Origin of the sequence: Propioniciclava flava (assembly GCF_004126535.1) — a bacterium.
Taxonomy (GTDB): domain Bacteria; phylum Actinomycetota; class Actinomycetes; order Propionibacteriales; family Propionibacteriaceae; genus Propioniciclava; species Propioniciclava flava.
On the sequence record NZ_PPCV01000004.1, the window covers coordinates 271,797 to 289,477 of the forward strand.

Here is a 17,681-nt window from a genome sequence, read left to right on the forward strand (position 1 = left end):
TCGGAAGGTTGTCACGGCGTCGAAGGAGCGCCCGAGTGCGGGCCACGCCGCCCCGGTGCCGGATCCGAATCGGCCAGCACTGAGGTATCCGACGCTACCGCGGGCACGCGCCGTTCCCTAGGGGCAGGCGCGCCACGGCGCCCCATCAGCCCGCGCAACGTCAGGAAACGCACCAGCGTCGCGACCGCGTTCGCCACGACGAGCACGACGATCTCCACCTGAGGACTCGCCTCGGGGGCGCTCGCGTGCAGGATCCCGAGGGCGCCGCTGGTCAGCGCCAAGGCCACACCGAATGCGGCAAGACCTCCGAGGTGGTCGCGCCACAGGCGGGCCCGGCCGACGACGCGGAACGTGAACAGCCGGTTGGCGGCCGTGTTGGCGATCGCCGTAGCCACCAGGGTTATCGCGTTGGCCACCTGCGCCCCTAACGGCTCCCTGAGCAGCAGGTAGAGCGCGAAATAGGCCAGGGTGCTGGCCACCCCGACGACGCCGAAACGCAACCCTTGCCCCAGCAAACCGGCCGGGACGCCCGGGGCCTGGTGCGTATCGCGGCCCAGATCGGCTCGCAGCGTCCGCACGGGGATTCGCCCCGAGGCGAACCCGGTGAGAAGCCGCCAGACGCCGCGCAGGTCTTCGCGGGCGGTCGCGACGATGTCGACGCTCGAGCGGGGATCGTCCACCCAGTCGACGGGGACCTCGGCGATCCGCAACCCGGAGCGCTGCGCCAGCATCAACAATTCGGTATCGAAGAACCAGTTGGTGTCTTCGATCACCGGCAGGAGCGCCTGGGCCACGGACGCGCGGACGGCCTTGAAGCCGCATTGGGCGTCGCTGAACCTGGCTCCCAGCGTGCCGTGCAGGATCAGGTTGTAGCAACGTGACGTGAACTCGCGCAGCGCCCCCCGTGTGACGCGCGACGCAGGGGTGAGGCGGGTGCCGATGGCAAGATCGCTGTGCCCGCTGATGAGGGGGGCGACCAGCGGGGCCAGCGCAGCCAGGTCGGTGGAGAGATCCACGTCCATATAGGCGACCACGTCGGCGTCGGAGGCCAACCAGACCTGCTTCAGGGCCCGCCCCCGACCCTTCTGATCCATGTGGACGGCGTGCACCTGGGGGAGTTCTGCGGCGAGGCGTTCGGCCACAGCCCACGTCTGGTCGGTGCTCGCGTTGTCGGCGATGGTGATGCGGGAGGCCCACGGGAACGTGTCCGACAAAGCTGCATGGAGCCGGTGGACCGACTCCGACAAATCCTCCTCCTCGTTGTACACCGGAATGACGATCTCGACCACGGCCGTTGTGGGGAGCCCGGGACGGGCGTGCGCGGCGAACGTTGAGGCGGTGGTCATGGTGGTCACCGCCCGCTCAGGTCGTAGACGGTGGTGCCCCCAACCGTCGTGGCCGGGTAGGTGGCCGCAACCCAGGCGGCGATCTCGGAGGCTGCCTCACTCCCGCCGCGGCGTCGCCCGTTCATCTCGCCACCGATGAAGTAGTGGATTCTCCCCTCGGCGACGTAAGCCTGGAACTGCTCCAACGTCGGGGAGGGATCCGATCCGTTGAAGCCGCCGACGGCCATGACCGGCAGGTTCGTGGCCAGTTGATAGCTGGCCGCGTTCTGTGCGCCGATGGTGGCCGCGACCCACCTGTAGTCCGAGGCATCGGACGTCAGCGCGACGGCCAGGTCGTGGCTGACCTCGGCTCCGTTGAGGAGACCTCCCCCACCCGCGGCGCCCGACCGAGGCGTGCTGGGAGCCGACTCGGCGCTGCGGCCGGACGTCCCACCGGGAGCACCACCTCGGCTCCCGTCGCGACTCCCAGGCATGGTCTGGGGTGTTCTGCTCGAGGGGGTCCCCCCTGACAGGCCGGAGCCGTCGGGTGCGCCCTCATTCCGGCGTCCCCCCACGCCTCCACCGCCAGGACCGCCACGGCCACCCATCCCTGCTTTGATGGGTCCCGCGGTGACGATGGACCCCGAGTGGGGCGTCGCGGCGGTCTGCAGCGCGAACGAGGCAGGCGACAGCAGCGCTCCCACCATGCCCAAGGTGAGGGTCGCGCGGGTGAGCGCCAAGGCCGTCGCCGGGGCGAAAGCGAGCCCACCTGCAGCGAGGATTAACGCTGCAAGCGCCACCCAGCCAACGACGGCGTAGATGCCGCCCGCCTCGGACGTGTAGAACACGGCGAGTGCACCCGTGGCCACCGCGGACGCGGCCAGCGAGCCGCGGACCCAGGCTCGCTCCCGGTAGGCCCACGCCACCCCCAACCCGAGCGCCAGCGTGATGCCCAAGAACGGCGTCAGGGCGACGGTGTAGTAATCGTGGTAGATCCCGGCCATCGCGCTGAAGACCGCCCCGGTGAGCAGCAGCGAGCCGCCCGAGGCGACGATCGCCGCCCGCACCACGGACGCGCCCTCGCCGCGTCGGCGTCCGAGCAGGACCAGGCCCACCACCGCGAGCAGCACCGTCGCCGGGATGAGCCAGGCGACCATTCCGCCGGAAACCCCCGTGAACAGCCGCAACACTCCATGCGACCCCCACATGCCCCCCGGCGCGCCGCCGCCTACCGACCCGACCTCCTCGCCGGTGAGTCGACCTAGGCCGTTGTAGCCGAAGGCCAACTCCAGGAACGAGTTGGTCTGCGAGCCGCCCATGTACGGACGCAAAGAGGCCGGTGTCAGCGTGAACACGGCGACATACCAGCCCGCTGACACCACCAGGGCGACGGCGGCCGTCACCAGATCGATGATGCGCTGACGCCACGAGGCGGGCGCCAGCAGGAGATAGGCGATTCCCAGCGGCGGAAGCACGAGGAATGCCTGGAGGGTTTTGGTGAGGAAGGCGAACCCGACGGCGACACCCGCCAACGCCAACCAGCGCCGCGAGGCACTCTCGCACGCCCGCACCACGCAGTAAGTTGCCGCCGTCAACAACAACATCAAGAGCGCGTCGGGGTTGTTGAAGCGGAACATCAGCACCGAGACGGGCGTCAGCGCGAAGGCGGCAGCACCGAACAGGGCGAGACCGTGCACCGTCCCGCTACTCAGCGCGCGTCCATCGTGGGGTGACCAGCCTCGCAGAGCCCGCCGCGCGGTGGCGAACACGAGCCAGGCAGTCAGAACACCCATGAGCGCCTGCGGGACGAGGATCGACCACGAACTCAGCCCGAAGATCCGCACCGACAACCCCGTCACCCACAGCGCGGCGGGAGGCTTGTCGACGGTGATGGCATTCCCGGCGTCCAGGCTTCCGAAGAACCACGCAGTCCAGTTCTGGCCCCCAGCCTGAGCTGCAGCCGAATAGAAGGAGTTGGCCCAGCCGGAGGCACCCAGACCCCACACATACAGCACGGCCGTCGCGGCCAAGAGCGCTGCCAGGCTGACGCGCTGCGCCACAAGGACGCGCCGGGCCGGACGCTGTGAGGCCTGAGCGTCGGGTGGGGGAACGAGTGCGTCGAGATCGGTCATGGTCGTAGTCCACGCTCACCCGCTGATGGGGCCGTGTGGGGCGGCTGTGAGGGGCCTATGAGCGGTCGGTAGTCTGGGCCAATGCCCGAGCCGCTCCTCGCACTGCTGTGCATCGTTTTGGCCGTTGTCGGTTGCTGCGGTGTGGTGGTGCCGGTGCTGCCGGGGTCCGTCACGGTGATGGCGGCGCTCCTGGTGTGGGCATGGTGGGGGCCATCGACGTGGGGATGGGTCGCCTTCGGTGTCGGTGCGGTGCTGCTGATCGTCGGTTTCGCGTCGCAATACGTCGTGACCGGCGCCCGGCTCAAACAACGACAGATCCCGCAACGATCCGTGGTGATCGGGCTCCTGTGCGGCGTGGTGGGGATGTTCGTGATCCCGTACCTGGGGCTTCCCCTGGGGTTCATCGCCGGTTTGTGGCTGGCCGAGTACGCGCGGGTGAAGGATCCCGGCGAGGCGACGGCGAGCAGTTGGGTCGCGCTGAAGTCCGTCGGCATCGGTATGGCCGTGGAGTTGCTCTGCGCGCTGACGGCGTCTGGGATCCTGCTCGCCAGCATCCTCACGAGCTGGTTCGCCTAAGGGGTGCCGGGGGAGCTTTTGCCCCTGTCATGACAACATTTGCCTCGTTTGTTGCATTAAGTGCCTAGCCCCGGGCGTGGGCGCTACGTTCTGTAGTAGATGCCCGGTACGCCGGGCCCCACCACAGCACACCACGGACGAGGCTGACCGATGAGTGACCATCTGGCAACGCTGCGAGAAAAGAGACGTCAAGCCCTGGAGGGCGGAGGCGCCGCACGGATCGAGGCACAACACGCGAAGGGGAAGCTCACCGCGCGCGAGCGCCTCTCGGTGCTGCTCGACGAGGCGTCCTTCCAGGAACTGGGAGCCCTGGCTACCCACCACAACACCGACTTCGGCATGGACCAGCACCGTTTCCCCGGCGACGGCATCATCACCGGCTTCGGGAAGATCCAGGGACGCCGCGTCGCGGTCTTCGCTCAGGACTTCACCGTGCTGGGCGGTTCCTTCTCCGAGGTGCAATCGAAGAAGATCTCGCGCATCCAAGACTTGGCCATCCAGGCGGGCATCCCCCTGATCGGCCTCAACGACTCCGGTGGCGCGCGCGTCCAGGAGGGCGTGCGCTCCCTGGCAGCGTACGGCGAGGTTTTCGTGCGCAACGTCAAGGCGTCCGGTGTGATCCCGCAGATCTCGCTGATCCTGGGCCCGTGCGCCGGAGGCGCGGTGTACAGCCCGGCGCTGACCGACGTGACGATCATGGTGGAGGGAACCTCCAACATGTTCCTGACCGGCCCCGACATCATCAAGACCGTCACCGGAGAGGACGTGTCCGCCGAAGAACTGGGCGGAGCGCTGGTCCACAACGGGACCTCCGGTGTCGCGCAGGTGATGGCACGCTCCGAACAAGAGGCGCTCTCCCTCGCGAAGGCCCTCCTGAGCTACCTGCCGCAGAACAACACCGAAGACCCGCCGCAGTTGGAGCCTTACGATCCGGCCGACCGGATGGACGACGCACTCAACAGCATCGTCCCCGACGACGACCGGCTGGCCTATGACATGCGTGACGTCTTGAACCTGGTGTTCGACCACGACTCCGTCTTCGAACTGCACAAGGAGTGGGCGGCGAACGCGCTGGTGGGATTCGCCCGGCTCGACGGCAACAGCGTCGGGTTCATCGCGAACCAGCCCTTGGTGATGTCGGGCTGCCTCGACATCAACGCCAGCGACAAGATCGCCCGCCACATCACGTTGTGTGACCAGTTCAACATCCCGCTGATCACGTTCGTGGACTGCCCCGGCTACCTTCCCGGCGTGGAGCAGGAGTACAACGGGGTCATTCGGCACGGGGCCAAGATCATCTACGCCTACTGCCAGGCCACCGTCCCGCAAATCTCCTTGGTCACGCGCAAGGCGATGGGCGGCTCCTACGTCGCCTTGAGTTCCAAGCAGATGAACAACGATGTCGCCTTCGCCTGGCCCAGCGCCCAGATCGCCGTCATGGGGGCAGAAGGAGCAGCCCGGCTCCTCAACCGTAAAGCCATCGAGGCTGCCGACGACCCCGCGGCTGAGGAGGCTCGGTTCATCGCCGAGTACAAGGAAATGTTCTTCAACCCGTACCAGGCCGCCGACGTCGGACAGATCGACGAGGTCATCGAACCGCGCGAAACGCGTGCCCGCCTGATCCGCGCCTTGGAGGTGCTGCGCAGCAAGGTGACGCAGTCCATCCCCAAGAAGCACGGCCTCTTCCCGGTGTAGGGGGTAGCCGTGACTGTGGAGGATCTCCAATGGGGACTCATGATGATGCTGGTCGGCATGGGGGCCGTGTTTCTCCTGCTGATCATCTTGATGGCGGTGCTCATGCTGATTGGGCGCCTCGACCGGCAGCCCGGCGGCCCCGCTGAGGAGGCGGAGCCGGACGCCTTCGTGCCAGCGCTGGAGCGTGCCGAAAACCAACCCGCGCTGCCCACCGTGCACCTGGTGACCGATGGTCTCGATGAAGATCAGGTGGCCGCCATCACGGTCGCGGTCATCACTCACGCTGAGACGCGACGCCGCAAGGCGGCCCCCGAGACCCGCGTGCACGCCCCCGGCAGCCAGCTCTTCGCGAGCCGCTGGCTGTCGGTGGGGCGAGCGCTCCAAAACAACCCCTTCACCCGGAGGTAAGGCCATGCGCCGCTACACCATCACCGTCAACGACACCGCCAAGGTGGTCGACGTCGAGGCGCTGGGGGCCGACACCTTCCGCGTCCACATCGACGGACGCCTGGTCGACGTCCGCCTCGAAGACCACCGCGACCTGGCATGGGAGGCGCCGATCACTCCGGCCATCCAGGCGCGCCGCACCGCCAACACGCACGGGGTTGCCGGGATGACGCCAGCCGCACCGTCGGTGGTCGCGGAGCCTGTGGCCGCCGCGCCGACCCCCACCAGCCCGCCGGCCCGCGCCGCAGCGGGAGCCTCCGGGGGACGCGACAAGCTGACCGCCCCGATGCCTGGGGTGATCTTGAGCATCGACACCGTGGTGGGAACCGCCGTCCAGCGCGGCGACACCCTCATGGTTTTGGAAGCCATGAAGATGAAGAACGAACTCAAGGCCGTCAAGGACGGCGTTGTCGCCGAGATCTACGTGGCCGCAGGGCAACAGGTGAAGTTCGGCGAAACCCTGGTGAGGTTCGAGGCCTGACATGAGTCCCGATACCCTGCACTACCTGCTCCAGGGCGTCCAAAACGTCACCTGGCAAAGCCTTGTGATGATCGCGGTCGGGCTTCTGCTCGTCTGGCTGGCCGTGAAGAAGGAGTACGAGCCGCTCCTGCTGCTACCGATCGGCGCCGGAGCGATCCTGGCCAACCTGCCGCTGTCCCCGATGGTGGGGGAGCATGGCGCCCTCACCGTCTTGTACAACATGGGCGTCGGCAACGAGTTGTTCCCGCTGCTGATCTTCGTCGGCATTGGCGCGATGACCGACTTTGGGCCCCTGCTGGAAAACCCCAAGATGGTGCTGCTGGGCGGTGCCGGTCAGTTCGGCATCTTCCTGACGCTGATGCTGGCGCTGTTCTTGGGGTTCACCCATAACCAGGCAGCCTCGATCGGCATCATCGGTGCGATCGACGGCCCGACCTCCATCTACGTCTCGAACAAGCTGGCGCCGGAACTGGTGGCGCCCATCACGGTGGCGGCCTACTCCTATATGAGCCTGGTGCCGATCATCATGCCGCCCATCATGCGGGTGCTGACCACGCAGAAGGAACGGGCCATCAAGATGCCCTACACCAGCCGCGAGATCAGCCAGCGCACCCGCATCCTGTTCCCGATCATCGTGACGATCGTGGTCGGGACCCTGGTGCCCTTCGCCACGCCGCTGATCGGCATGCTGATGCTGGGCAACCTGATGCGCGAGAGCAAAGTTGTGGAGCGCCTGACCGGTGCCGCCTCCAACGAGTTGGCCAACGTCGTCACGCTGTTCCTCGGGCTGGCCATCGGCTCCACCATGGTGGGGGCCAGCTTCATCAACGTCGCCACCTTGATGATCTTGGTGTTGGGGCTGGTCGCGTTCTGCCTCGACACCATCATGGGTGTCCTGTTCGGCAAGCTGATGAACGTCTTCTCCGGGGGCAAGTTCAACCCGCTCATCGGCGCGGCGGGGATCTCCGCCTTCCCGATGGCCGCTCGCGTCGTCCAAAAGGAAGCGCAGCGCGAGAACTTCGACAACTTCATTCTCATGCACGCCATGGGTGCCAACGCGGCGGGGCAGGTCGCCTCGGTGGTCGCCGGTGGCGTGCTGCTCGCCCTCATGGGGGCGTCCTAGCGCCGCGGCCCTCGGCAACGGCCGGTGCGTCGTTCCTTCGCGGAACGTGCATCGGCCGTCGCCACGTTCGGGGGCGTTAGCCGGTGGCGGAGGGGGCCGCAGACAACGTCAATGCGTCCAGGGCTGCGCGAAGGCGCGTGCTGGACGTCTGCACCGTGTATGGGAAATAGACCACCTCGACGCCGACGGTGGCGAAGCGGCGCTCCAACCGGTCGCCCCGCTCGGTGCCACGCCAATCGTCGCCCTTGAAAAAGTGGGTGAACCCGACCTCTTTCCACACGTCCAACTTGTCGGGAACGCGCTCCACATGGACGGCGTCTACATAACGGATCGCTGCCACGATGTCGGTGCGCTCCTGCGTCGGCACCATGGGCTCGATGCCCTTGACCTCGCGCAACATCTCATCGCTGACGACCCCGGCGATGAGCACGTCGCACTGCTCCTTGGCCCGACGCAGGATGTTCAGGTGTCCAATGTGGAACAGATCAAATGCCCCGGCGGCATAACCGATACGCATGGTCACGAAAGTGTGGCTCCCAACCAGTGGCCGAACTGACGAGGGTGACGGCCAGGCACGCGCTCGACACGTGCATCCCGGCACTCTAGTGGGTGAGGAGAACCCGGCCCGTTCCCCGGCCTAGCCGTGATCGCGCAACGCGTACTCGCGGTAGGTGAGGCCCAGCGCGCCCGCCATCATCCCGGCGCCGCGGGCGACAGCCCTCGCCCCGCGGGCGGCATGGCGCGGTGCGCGCGTCACCCAGCCCAGCAGCCACCGCGCGCCGCCCACCACGACGCGGGCCGCGCCCCCGGCCAAGCCGCGCAGGCGCACCGCCAGGCCACCGTGAACGACGGTTCTCGTCACCACTGTGCTGATACCCACCCGGTAGGCGCGCCGCAGCACCCACGGATGCGTCAACCGCTCCGGTGTGACATCGTCGAACACCACGGCGTCCGGCGCGGAGATGATCCGTCCACCGGCTTTGACCAGCAGGCTGGTGAACAAGATGTCTTCCCCACCGGAGAGGCCCATCCGCTCATCGAACTGCAACCCGAATCGACGGACGGCGTGCAGATCCAGCAAGAGATTGTTGGTCGCCGCGACGGGCTGGTGGGCACCCGCGGGGAACTGGACCCGGACGAAGAAGCCGCCCTGCTCGATCCACGGATCGTCGAAACCATCCGGGAACCGGGACAGGACGCGACCCGAAACGGCCTCCGCGCCATGGCTGCGCCACGCGGCGACCAGGGCGTCGAGCCAACCCGGCGCGGGCGTCTCGTCGTCGTCGATGAAAACCACCGCATCGGCCCCAGCCGCTTCGGTGAGGGCCCGGTTACGGACGGCGGCCAAGCCACGCGCGGGCTCAACCACGTAGCGGGCCCGCCCCACCACCACCTCGCGCGCCGACCCGGCAGGGTCGTTGTCCACCACGAGGATCTCAGCCCCGACGGGATCGGCCTGTGCGCGCAGCGCGTCCAACAGTGCGTCGAGCAGCGCGAGTCGGTGGAACGTGGGAACGGCGATGACGAGTGTGGGCCCTGCTGCCGCCATCACCGCACCCCGGCGACGGCAGCACGGTAGGCGCCGGCGTGCTGTGCGCCCACGGTGGACCAGTCGCGTCCGCCCAGGCGCGGAGGCTCGGCAGGTTCGTGTGCCACAGCGTCGTCGAAGGCCCGGAGGTCATCCGCATCGACGAGGTCGTCGTACTGGTGCACCCACCCTTCACCCACCTCGGCGGACAGCGCCGTATTGACCTCGTTGCGAGGCACGAGGACCGGCCGACTCAACGAGAGGGCTGCCAGCGCAGCTCCCGAGTTGTGCATGTGGCGATAGGGCAGAACGATGCCACGGGCCGACATGATGGCCGTGGCGAAGGCGTCCTCATCGAGGAATCGCAGATCCAACGTGACCCGCGCGTCGGTAGCGGCGAGCGACTCCAACTCGGACCGCAACGCTGCGCTGGTGGGGCGTCCTGAGATCCGCAGGCGCAACTGGGGGCGATCCGCAGCGGTCTGCGCGAAGGCCTCAATCAAGGACTCCACTCCCTTGTAGGCGCGGACGAGGCCCGCGAAGCCCAGCGTGTGCGGTGCGGCGAGCACCCGAGGCGTCGCAGCGAACCAATCGACATAGTGGCCGTGGGGGATCACGACGGTCGCCGATTCCCAGGCGGGCTTGGTCACGTCGTTGAGCAGGATCCGCAGCCGGGTCCGTCGCTCCAGCGCCACCAGCAGCCGTCGCGTCGCCGGACCCAAACCGCTGGGCAGTTCCAGGTTGTGCACGGTCCTCACCACAGCCGTGCGTGTGAGGGCAGTCCGCAACAGCATCAGACGGAACAACTGACGCTTGCCCCACCGCTTCCAGGGGCGGTCGCCCTCCAGCAGCACCTCGGGCCAATGGAAGTGAATGACGTCCAGCCGACCCAGCAGTGCCTCACGCCAGGAGAACCGAACGTGGTCGATCGTCGGCTCGGCGGCGAGCGCCTGATCGAGCATCACGATGTACGGGTTGGTGGTCGGACGCGGCGTCCGAAACGACTGCATGACGCGCAAAGGGCGGGGGGCCATCGACTGCTTTCCTTGGGAGTGGTGTCCCCCGAGGGTAGCGGGTTCTGCGGCCGGTGGCGGGGCCAGTGGGGCGGTCAAGGGGGCCGCCCAGGTGGGGCATACTCGGCACAGATCAACGAACGAGGGAGACCCATGGCGACGATGAGAGAGACGTACAACGTCCTACTCTCGGCACAGAAGAAGCGAGCTCGGGGGGCGCCTGCGTACTCGATCTTCGTGAACCGCCCTGTGGGGCGGCTGCTGGCCACCCTCGCCTTTCACCTCGGTCTCACCCCGAACCAGGTCACCCTGGTCAGCGCGGTGTTCACCTTCGCGGGTATCGGGTTGATCGCCTTCGCTCCCGTGACCGTTCCGATCGGCATCGCCGTGTGGCTCCTGCTCGCGCTCGGCTACGCCTGGGATTCGGCCGACGGCCAGGTGGCGCGGCTGCGTGGTGGGGGATCGCTCGCGGGGGAGTGGCTCGACCACGTCGTCGACGCCGTCAAAATCTCGTCCTTGCACGTGGCTGTGCTGCTGGGTGCCTACCGCTGGTTCGGTGAGGTCCGGCCCTGGTTGCTGGTGCCGCTGGTGTTCCTCATCGCGGCGAACTCGACGTTTTTCGCGATGCTGCTCAACGACCTGCTCAAGCAGAAGCGAGGCGTCCCCACCGCGGTGGAGCGAGGGGGTTCCAGCCCCGTGCGATCCTTGCTGATGTTGCCGACCGACTACGGATTCTTGTGCTTGGCCTTCGTGACGTGGGGCTGGTTCGACGTCTTCGCGGTCCTGTACGCATTGTTTGCCCTGGCAGCAGTCGTGTTCTGGGCGGCCGCCTTGACGAAGTGGTTCCGCGACATGGCGGCGGTCGACGCCGCCCAGTCCGCCGCGTGAACACCGGCCAGGAGCGAGCCCTACCGCCATCGTCTGCTCCGGGCGTGACGCTGCTCGTCGTGGTCAGCTACGGCTCGGCCGCCTTGCTCGAGCAGAACCTTGGCGCCATGACGCTTCCGCCCGGCGTCGAAGTGGTGGTCGTGGACTGCTTCACCAGCGTCCCGGAGCGCGAACGGCTCGCCCGCGCAGCCTCCCGGCACGGCTGGCAGGCCGTCCTGCTGGACGACAATCGCGGGTTTGGCGGTGGCGTGAACGCGGGGGCCGCACTGGCCAGTGACCTGGGGGCGGACGTGATCGCCACGCTCAACCCGGACGCCACGATCGACGCAGCCTCGCTGGAACGGCTGATCGATCACGCCCGCGCCCACCCCGATGCCCTCGTGTCGCCGAGGATTGTCGGATCGCTCGGAACCACCTGGTTCGAGGGGGCCGACCTCTACCTTGATGACGGAAGCACCGCTGGCGCACGTCACCGGGCGGATCGGGCCTCTCGACCCCGGCGTCCGTGGGCCACCGGAGCGTGCTTTGCCCTGTCGAGTGAGCTGTGGCGACGGCTCGGCGGCTTTGATGAGCGTTACTTCCTGTACTGGGAAGATATCGATCTCAGCCACCGAGTCCTCGACCTCGGAGGACGTTTGGAGCTTCTCCCGGAAGCGACGGTGATCCATGAGGAGGGCCAAACTCACGGTCGACAGGCCGGTGACCGGGCCAAGACACCCCTGTACTACCGCTACAACATCCGCAATCGGCTGTTGTATGCGGCGCTGCACCTCGACAAGGTGGGACAACGCCGCTGGGCGATGTCCGCCCCGCGCGTCGCCTACGGGGTGCTCCTGCAAGGGGGACGCCGACAACTCCTGCACGCGGGACCATGGCAGGCCTACGTTGCCGGGCTCTGGCAGGGCTGGGGGCTGCTGAGGCGCCACCGCGTCCACTAAACCCGCCCCCCTCCGCGCGTGCGGGGGTGAGGGCGGGGCCTCGAGCGTCCTGCGTCCGGGGCGCCGACGGCCGTGAGATCGACGTGGCTACGGAGGATGTTCTCGGTCCCCCGCGCGGGGGACCGCAGGCTTGGTTCGGGCTGGGGGGCCAGGCTACGATCCCCTAGACCAAGGGGAAATGGTGAACGGCACTTCAAACGGGAAAACCGCGTGATGGCGCATGCCGACGTCCGAGTGACGGCGTCGCGCATCCTCGCCACAGGGCTCGTCTTTGCTGCACTCGTCACGGGTTGCACGACGACGCCTCCTGCCGACATGCCCTCACGGGGGCCGGATGCGTCGGCGCCAGCAGGTCCGCTGCCCTCGGCTACCGGTACCTGGAGCCCACCGCCCTCCCACGCCCCGCAAGGCCCCCGGGCGCCCGCGCCGGTCGTGACGCGCAGCGCGTCCGCTGGGCAACCGGTCACGTTCGACTCCGCAGCGACCGTGTCGCTCGATGCGCTGTCGGCGATCTCGGTCAGCGCCACCACCCCCGGGGAGATCACCGGCCCGGCCGTCAAGGTCACGGTCAAGGTCTCCAACGGATCGCAGCAGGCTCTGGACGTCTCCTCAGCGGTCGTCTCGGTGACCGCCGAAGATGGCACCTTGGGCATCCCCACCACAGCAGGTGACCCCGCCCCCCTCGAGGGCGTCATCGCTCCCGGGCAGTCGGTCACCGGCTCCTATGTCTTCATGCTTGACCCAGCAGCGGGCCGAGGTGTCTTGGTGACGGTGAACTATGCCGCCGCCGAGCCCGTCGCCGTCTTTACCGGAAAGGTCACCTGACCCGATGAGTGACACCACGCGTGTGCGCGGCCTCGGCCGCCGTTTCCTGGCTTTGGCCACGGTCTTTGCTGTGATCATGACGGGGGCTCTGGTCGGGAACGCGTCGCTCGCGCGCGCCGACGCTGCGCTTCCGAGCCCGGCTCCTTTGAAGCAGCGCGACGACCAACTCGCGACCGCGGACGAACTGCCCACCGTGCAAATCAACGACGGCTACGTCTGGGCCCAGACCACCATCGGGAACACGGTGTATGCCGTCGGGCAGTTCTCCAACGTTCGCCCGGCCGGTGCGCCCGTGAATACTTGGCTCACCCCGCGAAGCAACGTCCTCGCCTACGACATCACCACGGGCGACCTGGTGACCTCGTTCGCCCCGCAAGTCAACGGCGTGGTCAAGTCGGTCACGGCGTCCCCCGACGGCAAGCGCATTTATCTGGGCGGCTCCTTCAGCAAGGTCAACGGGCAAGACCGGTGGAACATCGCCGCCGTTGACGCCGCCACCGGCGCGCTGGTCAGCGGATTCGCCCCCTCAGTGGGCGGCTCGGGCGTCTACGCCCTGGCCACCGTCGGCGACACGGTGTATGCCGGGGGGCTGTTCACGCAGGCCAACGGTGTCGCACGCAAGAACCTCGCTGCGTTCAACACGGGCAACGGCGCCTTGCTCTCGTGGGCACCAACCACCGACCTTCAGGTGGACGCCATGGTGACGGCGGACGCCAACTCCAAGCTCATCATTGGTGGGCGCTTCTACCAGGTCAATGCTCAAGTGCAGCGGGGTCTTGCGGCGCTGTCGCCAAGCAGCGGCGAGATCATCACGTCCTGGCAGGCGCCGAACACGATCAAGAACGGCTGGAATAGCGGCGGACAAGCAGGATTGACCGGTATTTTCGCGCTCTCCTCAGATGCCAACGGCGTGTACGGCACCGGATGGGCCTACACGAGTTGGTCGATCGGCAACCTGGAGGGAACCTTCGCCGCAGAGGCCTCCACGGGGGCGATCCGCTGGGTCGCCGACTGCCATGGGGATCACTATGGCGTGTACTCGACCGGCTCGGTCGTCTACGCGACCAGCCACGCGCATGCCTGCGAGACGGTCGGGATGTGGCCTGAACTCACTCCGCGCACGTATCGCTACGCGGAGGCGTACACCACTGCGGTGGGTGGAGTCCTTCCCCGTTCCGGGAGCCTGGGTTCGAGCTACATGGACTGGAGCGGCACCCCGTCCCCGTCGGCATACAACTGGTTCCCCGACTTCACCGTCGGCAACACCTCCGGACTGGGGCAGGCGGGCCTGTCCATTACGGGTGCTTCGGGCTTCATCTCTATTGGGGGCGAGTTCGGCACGGTCAATGGCAAGCCCACGCAAGGCCTGACACGATTCTCGACCTCCCCGCCCGGCGGGAACAAACAGGGTCCCCGGGTTCCCGGTGAGACGTGGACGCCTTCGGCGACCTCCTCTGTGCCCGGCGCAGCCTTCGTCACGGTGCCTGCGAACTGGGATCGCGACGACCTCCTGTTGACCTATGAACTGCGTCGTCAAGGCTCGTCGGACGTCCTCGACTCCACAACCGCAGAGTCGACCTGGTGGAATCAACCGACCGTGACACTGCGTGATGTCACTGCGCCACTTGGCTCCACCCAGACCTATACGGTGACGGCGAAGGACGCCGCGGGCAATGCGGTCACCAGTTCACCGACGACGGTGCGCATCGCGAGCGGCACGGTGGAGTCCTACGCCAACGATGTCCTCGGCGACGGCGCCTCGCTGTTTTGGCGCCTCGGTGGCGACAACCGTGACCTGGCAGGCTTCAATACGCCCATCTATGGGTTGGGCGTCCGCAGCGAATCGCCCGGCGCGATCGTCGGCTCGGCTCAAGACACCCGCGCCTCCAACTTCGGCGGGAACTCGTGGGGGTACGTGTCGTCCACCTCGACGGCGCCCGTAGCGGATTACTCGACGGAGCTGTGGTTCAAGACGACCACGTCGCGCGGCGGCAAGCTGATCGGTTATGGGAACTCCCGTACCGGCCAGTCCGGCAGCTACGACCGCCACGTCTACATGCGCAACGACGGTCGCCTCAGTTTCGGGGTGAACCCTCCCGGCGGGGGCACGACCATTACCTCAGCACAGGGGTACAACGACGGTCGATGGCACCACGTCGTATCGACGCTAGGAACATCCGGCATGCGCCTCTACGTCGATGGCGCCCTCGTGGCGAATGACGCGACGGTGACCCGTGGTGAGCCCTACACCGGATACTGGCGAGTGGGCGGGGACAACCTCTCCAACTGGCCCGGCATCCCCTCGTCGAGTTACTTCTCCGGAAGCATCGACGACGTCAGCGTGTACCCGTCCGCGCTCACCCTGGCGCAGGTGCAGCACCACTACGCCATCGGGTTGGGCCAAACGCCGCCCGTGGCTGCATTCCGTTCGCAGGTGAACGCGGCGTCGGTCTCCTTCGACGCCAGTGAGACGACGACGGCTGCAGGGCAGTCCGTCGGGTCCTACGCGTGGGACTTTGGGGACGGTTCGACCTCGACGGAGGGACCGATCACGCAGCATACCTACGCCACGCCGGGGACCTACCAGGTCACCTTGACGGTCGCCGATCGTGCCGGGGTCCGCGCCACGGTCGAGAACGCGGTCACGGCCGAGGCCCCGAACGTGCCCCCGCAGGCCGCGTTCTCCCTGGACACCGCAGGCCTGACCGTGACGGCGGACGGGTCCGCTTCAGCCGATCCCGATGGCAGGATCGCCGGATACTCGTGGAACTGGGGCGATGGCTCGCCCGCCTCGACGACGGTCAATCCCGCCCACAGCTATCGCGCCCCGGGCACCTACACCGTGACCCTCACCGTCACCGACGATCGAGGTGCGACCGTGCAACGGACGCAAACGGTCACCGTCACCCATCAGGCGCCGACCGTGTCCTTCACCGCCAGCGCCAACGGGCTCGACGTCAGTGCCGATGCGTCGGCCACCACTGCAGCCGACGGCGCCACGGTGACCTATCGCTGGGAGTGGGGCGACGGTTCGACGAGCACCGGGGTGCGTGCGACGCACACGTACGCCAAGAAGGGCACCTACACGGTCAAGCTCACCGCGACCGATTCGCTGGGCGCCAAGGCGTCTGACACGACCGACGTTGCGATCAACGGCGTGGTCTATGTGGCTTCGGACACGTTCGGGCGCGACGTCTCCTCCGGATGGGGCGAAGCCGAGGTCGGTGGCCCCTGGTCGGCCGTGTTCGGAGCCGCCTCGGCGGCCTCGGTCGCGCAGGGGGTCTGCACGATCCGCCTCGATCCCGGAACGACGCGCAACATGGCGTTGCCCCAGGTGTCGGTGAAGGATTCCGAGACTCAGGTCACGTTCTCCCTCGACAGTGCGCCCGCATCCGGGGGCTCCTACGTCGGCGTCCTGGCGCGTCAGACGCAGGCGGGGGACTACACCGTTCGCGTCTGGATGCGGTCCGACGGCACCGCCTGGCTGGTTGCGCAACGCGGCTCGACGGTGTTGACCACCGTTCCGGTCGCCAAGCTGACCTGGGATGCCGGGACGCGGCTGCACCTGGCCGTTCAGGCCGAAGGCAGCACGCCGACGACCCTGCGCGCCTCGCTGTGGGCCGACGGCTCCGCCCAACCTGAGACGTGGCAACTGATCACCACCGACTCCACCGCGGGGTTGCAGGGGCCGGGGGCGAGCAGCGTGCACTTCGCCCGCGGAGGCTCGGCCGCATCGGCCGCGACCGCGACGTTCGATGATTTCTCGGTGCGTGACCTCACGCAGGCCCAGGCCAATGAGCCACCCGTGGCCGCCTTCAGTTCCTCGGCATCGCAGTTGACCGTGTCGGTTGATGGCCGTGGATCCCGCGATCCCGACGGCACCATCGCGTCCTACGCCTGGGACTTCGGCGACGGCACGAAGGGGGACGGTGCGACTGCCTCTCACACCTACCGTGATGCAGGTACCTACACCGTCACCTTGACGGTGACCGATGCGGCGGGCGCGACGAACACGGTGAGCCACGCGGTGAGCGTGACCGCCCCGCCCGCAGGTGAGGAAGGCGTGCTGGCCAAGGATGCGTTCGAACGCACCACCACGTCGGGTTGGGGGCAAGCCGACCTTGGAGGCGCATGGTCAGTGAGCGGCGGCTCTGCTGCGGCAGCATCCGTGAACGGGACGGAGGGTGTGCTCACGCTGGCACCCGGACAGACGCGGAACCTGACCTTGCCGGCCACCACGGTGCGCGACGCCACGATCTCCTTCAACGCCTCCCTCGATCAGGCACCATCGACCGGTACCACCTACTTCGGTGTGGTGGCGAGGCAGGTGGGCTCGGAGCAGTACCTGGTGAGGGTGTGGCTGCGCGCGGACGGCACAGTGTGGCTGGTCACTCAGCGCGGCGGCACGACTCTCAACGCCGCCCCCGTGAGCGGGGCGACCTGGAAGGCCGGTGACCGCTTCTCCGTCAAGGTTCAGGTGATTGGGGCGGGGACCACCACCTTGAAGGCCAAGGTGTGGTCTGCGGGAGCGGCTGAGCCAGGGGCGTGGCAGGTCACCTCGACCGACGCCACCGCGAGCCTGCAGAAGGCTGGCACCGTCGGTGTGCACGCCGCCCGCGGCAGCACAGCCCAGGCGAATGCCGTCATCGCGTTCGACGACCTCGTGGTGGCCACCGTCGAGTGATCTGTGGGGGGTTGTTCGTGAGAGCA

Annotated in this window: 14 protein-coding genes; 9 read left to right on the top strand and 5 right to left on the bottom strand. The window is 67.7% G+C overall.

Features of this window, described 5'->3' with window-relative positions:
- Positions 1 to 11: 11 nt before the first annotated feature.
- On the bottom strand, positions 12 to 1,346 hold the full coding sequence (locus C1706_RS07755; RefSeq protein ID WP_129458649.1) for a glycosyltransferase: 1,335 nt from the start codon (positions 1,344 to 1,346) through the stop codon (positions 12 to 14).
- Positions 1,347 to 1,351: 5 nt separating this feature from the next.
- The gene (locus tag C1706_RS07760; protein WP_129458650.1) at positions 1,352 to 3,457 is read right to left on the bottom strand and encodes an ArnT family glycosyltransferase; all 2,106 of its coding nucleotides are present in this window, start codon (positions 3,455 to 3,457) and stop codon (positions 1,352 to 1,354) included.
- 81 nt (positions 3,458 to 3,538) lie between these two features.
- Here C1706_RS07760 and C1706_RS07765 point away from each other — a divergent pair, with 81 nt between their 5' ends.
- The 5 genes from C1706_RS07765 (at position 3,539) to C1706_RS07785 (ending at position 7,779) form a co-directional block, all read left to right on the top strand.
- Positions 3,539 to 4,033 (top strand): DUF456 domain-containing protein, encoded by a 495-nt coding sequence (locus tag C1706_RS07765; RefSeq protein ID WP_129458651.1) that lies wholly within the window; start codon positions 3,539 to 3,541, stop codon positions 4,031 to 4,033.
- 150 nt (positions 4,034 to 4,183) lie between these two features.
- Complete coding sequence (locus tag C1706_RS07770) at positions 4,184 to 5,728, top strand: acyl-CoA carboxylase subunit beta (protein ID WP_129458652.1); 1,545 nt, start codon at positions 4,184 to 4,186, stop codon at positions 5,726 to 5,728.
- Between the two features lie 9 nt (positions 5,729 to 5,737).
- Complete coding sequence (locus tag C1706_RS07775; protein WP_241653487.1) at positions 5,738 to 6,136, top strand: OadG family protein; 399 nt, start codon at positions 5,738 to 5,740, stop codon at positions 6,134 to 6,136.
- Positions 6,137 to 6,140: 4 nt separating this feature from the next.
- Entirely contained in the window at positions 6,141 to 6,656 is a 516-nt protein-coding gene (locus C1706_RS07780; protein ID WP_129458653.1) for a biotin/lipoyl-containing protein, read from the top strand.
- Position 6,657: 1 nt separating this feature from the next.
- Positions 6,658 to 7,779, top strand: coding sequence for a sodium ion-translocating decarboxylase subunit beta (locus tag C1706_RS07785; protein WP_129458654.1), 1,122 nt, complete (start codon positions 6,658 to 6,660; stop codon positions 7,777 to 7,779).
- A 76-nt stretch (positions 7,780 to 7,855) separates the two neighbouring features.
- Here the strand turns inward: C1706_RS07785 and C1706_RS07790 are convergent, their stop codons facing one another.
- The 3 genes from C1706_RS07790 to C1706_RS07800 form a co-directional block, all read right to left on the bottom strand.
- A complete protein-coding gene (locus tag C1706_RS07790) occupies positions 7,856 to 8,296 on the bottom strand; it encodes an FAD synthase family protein (protein ID WP_180316846.1) in 441 nt (146 codons plus the stop codon).
- A gap of 120 nt (positions 8,297 to 8,416) precedes the next feature.
- Positions 8,417 to 9,328, bottom strand: coding sequence for a glycosyltransferase family 2 protein (locus C1706_RS07795; RefSeq protein WP_129458656.1), 912 nt, complete (start codon positions 9,326 to 9,328; stop codon positions 8,417 to 8,419).
- Complete coding sequence (locus tag C1706_RS07800; RefSeq protein WP_129458657.1) at positions 9,328 to 10,341, bottom strand: glycosyltransferase; 1,014 nt, start codon at positions 10,339 to 10,341, stop codon at positions 9,328 to 9,330. Before C1706_RS07800 ends, C1706_RS07795 begins: the two co-directional genes overlap by 1 nt.
- Before the next feature lie 132 nt (positions 10,342 to 10,473).
- On the opposite strand from C1706_RS07800, the gene C1706_RS07805 reads away from it, so the two are divergent.
- The 4 genes from C1706_RS07805 (at position 10,474) to C1706_RS07820 (ending at position 17,655) form a co-directional block, all read left to right on the top strand.
- Positions 10,474 to 11,208 carry a CDP-alcohol phosphatidyltransferase family protein gene (locus tag C1706_RS07805; protein ID WP_129458658.1) on the top strand — a complete coding sequence of 245 codons (735 nt, stop codon included), beginning with the start codon at positions 10,474 to 10,476 and terminating at the stop codon, positions 11,206 to 11,208.
- A 44-nt stretch (positions 11,209 to 11,252) separates the two neighbouring features.
- Positions 11,253 to 12,146: a glycosyltransferase gene (locus tag C1706_RS07810; RefSeq protein ID WP_164987480.1), complete on the top strand. Its 894-nt coding sequence runs from the start codon at positions 11,253 to 11,255 to the stop codon at positions 12,144 to 12,146.
- Positions 12,147 to 12,356: 210 nt separating this feature from the next.
- Positions 12,357 to 12,971, top strand: coding sequence for a RodZ family helix-turn-helix domain-containing protein (locus C1706_RS07815; protein ID WP_129458660.1), 615 nt, complete (start codon positions 12,357 to 12,359; stop codon positions 12,969 to 12,971).
- 4 nt (positions 12,972 to 12,975) lie between these two features.
- Complete coding sequence (locus C1706_RS07820; protein ID WP_129458661.1) at positions 12,976 to 17,655, top strand: PKD domain-containing protein; 4,680 nt, start codon at positions 12,976 to 12,978, stop codon at positions 17,653 to 17,655.
- Positions 17,656 to 17,681: the final 26 nt, after the last annotated feature.

What these genes read in the sequence shown, in the direction of transcription:
- C1706_RS07805 (WP_129458658.1), top strand. Translation starts at nt 10,474, where the DNA reads ATGGCGACGATGAGAGAGACGTACAACGTCCTACTCTCGGCACAGAAG.
- C1706_RS07755 (WP_129458649.1), bottom strand. Translation starts at nt 1,346, where the DNA reads ATGACCACCGCCTCAACGTTCGCCGCGCACGCCCGTCCCGGGCTCCCC.
- C1706_RS07790 (WP_180316846.1), bottom strand. Translation starts at nt 8,296, where the DNA reads ATGCGTATCGGTTATGCCGCCGGGGCATTTGATCTGTTCCACATTGGA.
- C1706_RS07780 (WP_129458653.1), top strand. Translation starts at nt 6,141, where the DNA reads ATGCGCCGCTACACCATCACCGTCAACGACACCGCCAAGGTGGTCGAC.
- C1706_RS07795 (WP_129458656.1), bottom strand. Translation starts at nt 9,328, where the DNA reads ATGGCGGCAGCAGGGCCCACACTCGTCATCGCCGTTCCCACGTTCCAC.
- C1706_RS07765 (WP_129458651.1), top strand. Translation starts at nt 3,539, where the DNA reads ATGCCCGAGCCGCTCCTCGCACTGCTGTGCATCGTTTTGGCCGTTGTC.
- C1706_RS07785 (WP_129458654.1), top strand. Translation starts at nt 6,658, where the DNA reads ATGAGTCCCGATACCCTGCACTACCTGCTCCAGGGCGTCCAAAACGTC.
- C1706_RS07820 (WP_129458661.1), top strand. Translation starts at nt 12,976, where the DNA reads ATGAGTGACACCACGCGTGTGCGCGGCCTCGGCCGCCGTTTCCTGGCT.
- C1706_RS07800 (WP_129458657.1), bottom strand. Translation starts at nt 10,341, where the DNA reads ATGGCCCCCCGCCCTTTGCGCGTCATGCAGTCGTTTCGGACGCCGCGT.
- C1706_RS07770 (WP_129458652.1), top strand. Translation starts at nt 4,184, where the DNA reads ATGAGTGACCATCTGGCAACGCTGCGAGAAAAGAGACGTCAAGCCCTG.
- C1706_RS07760 (WP_129458650.1), bottom strand. Translation starts at nt 3,457, where the DNA reads ATGACCGATCTCGACGCACTCGTTCCCCCACCCGACGCTCAGGCCTCA.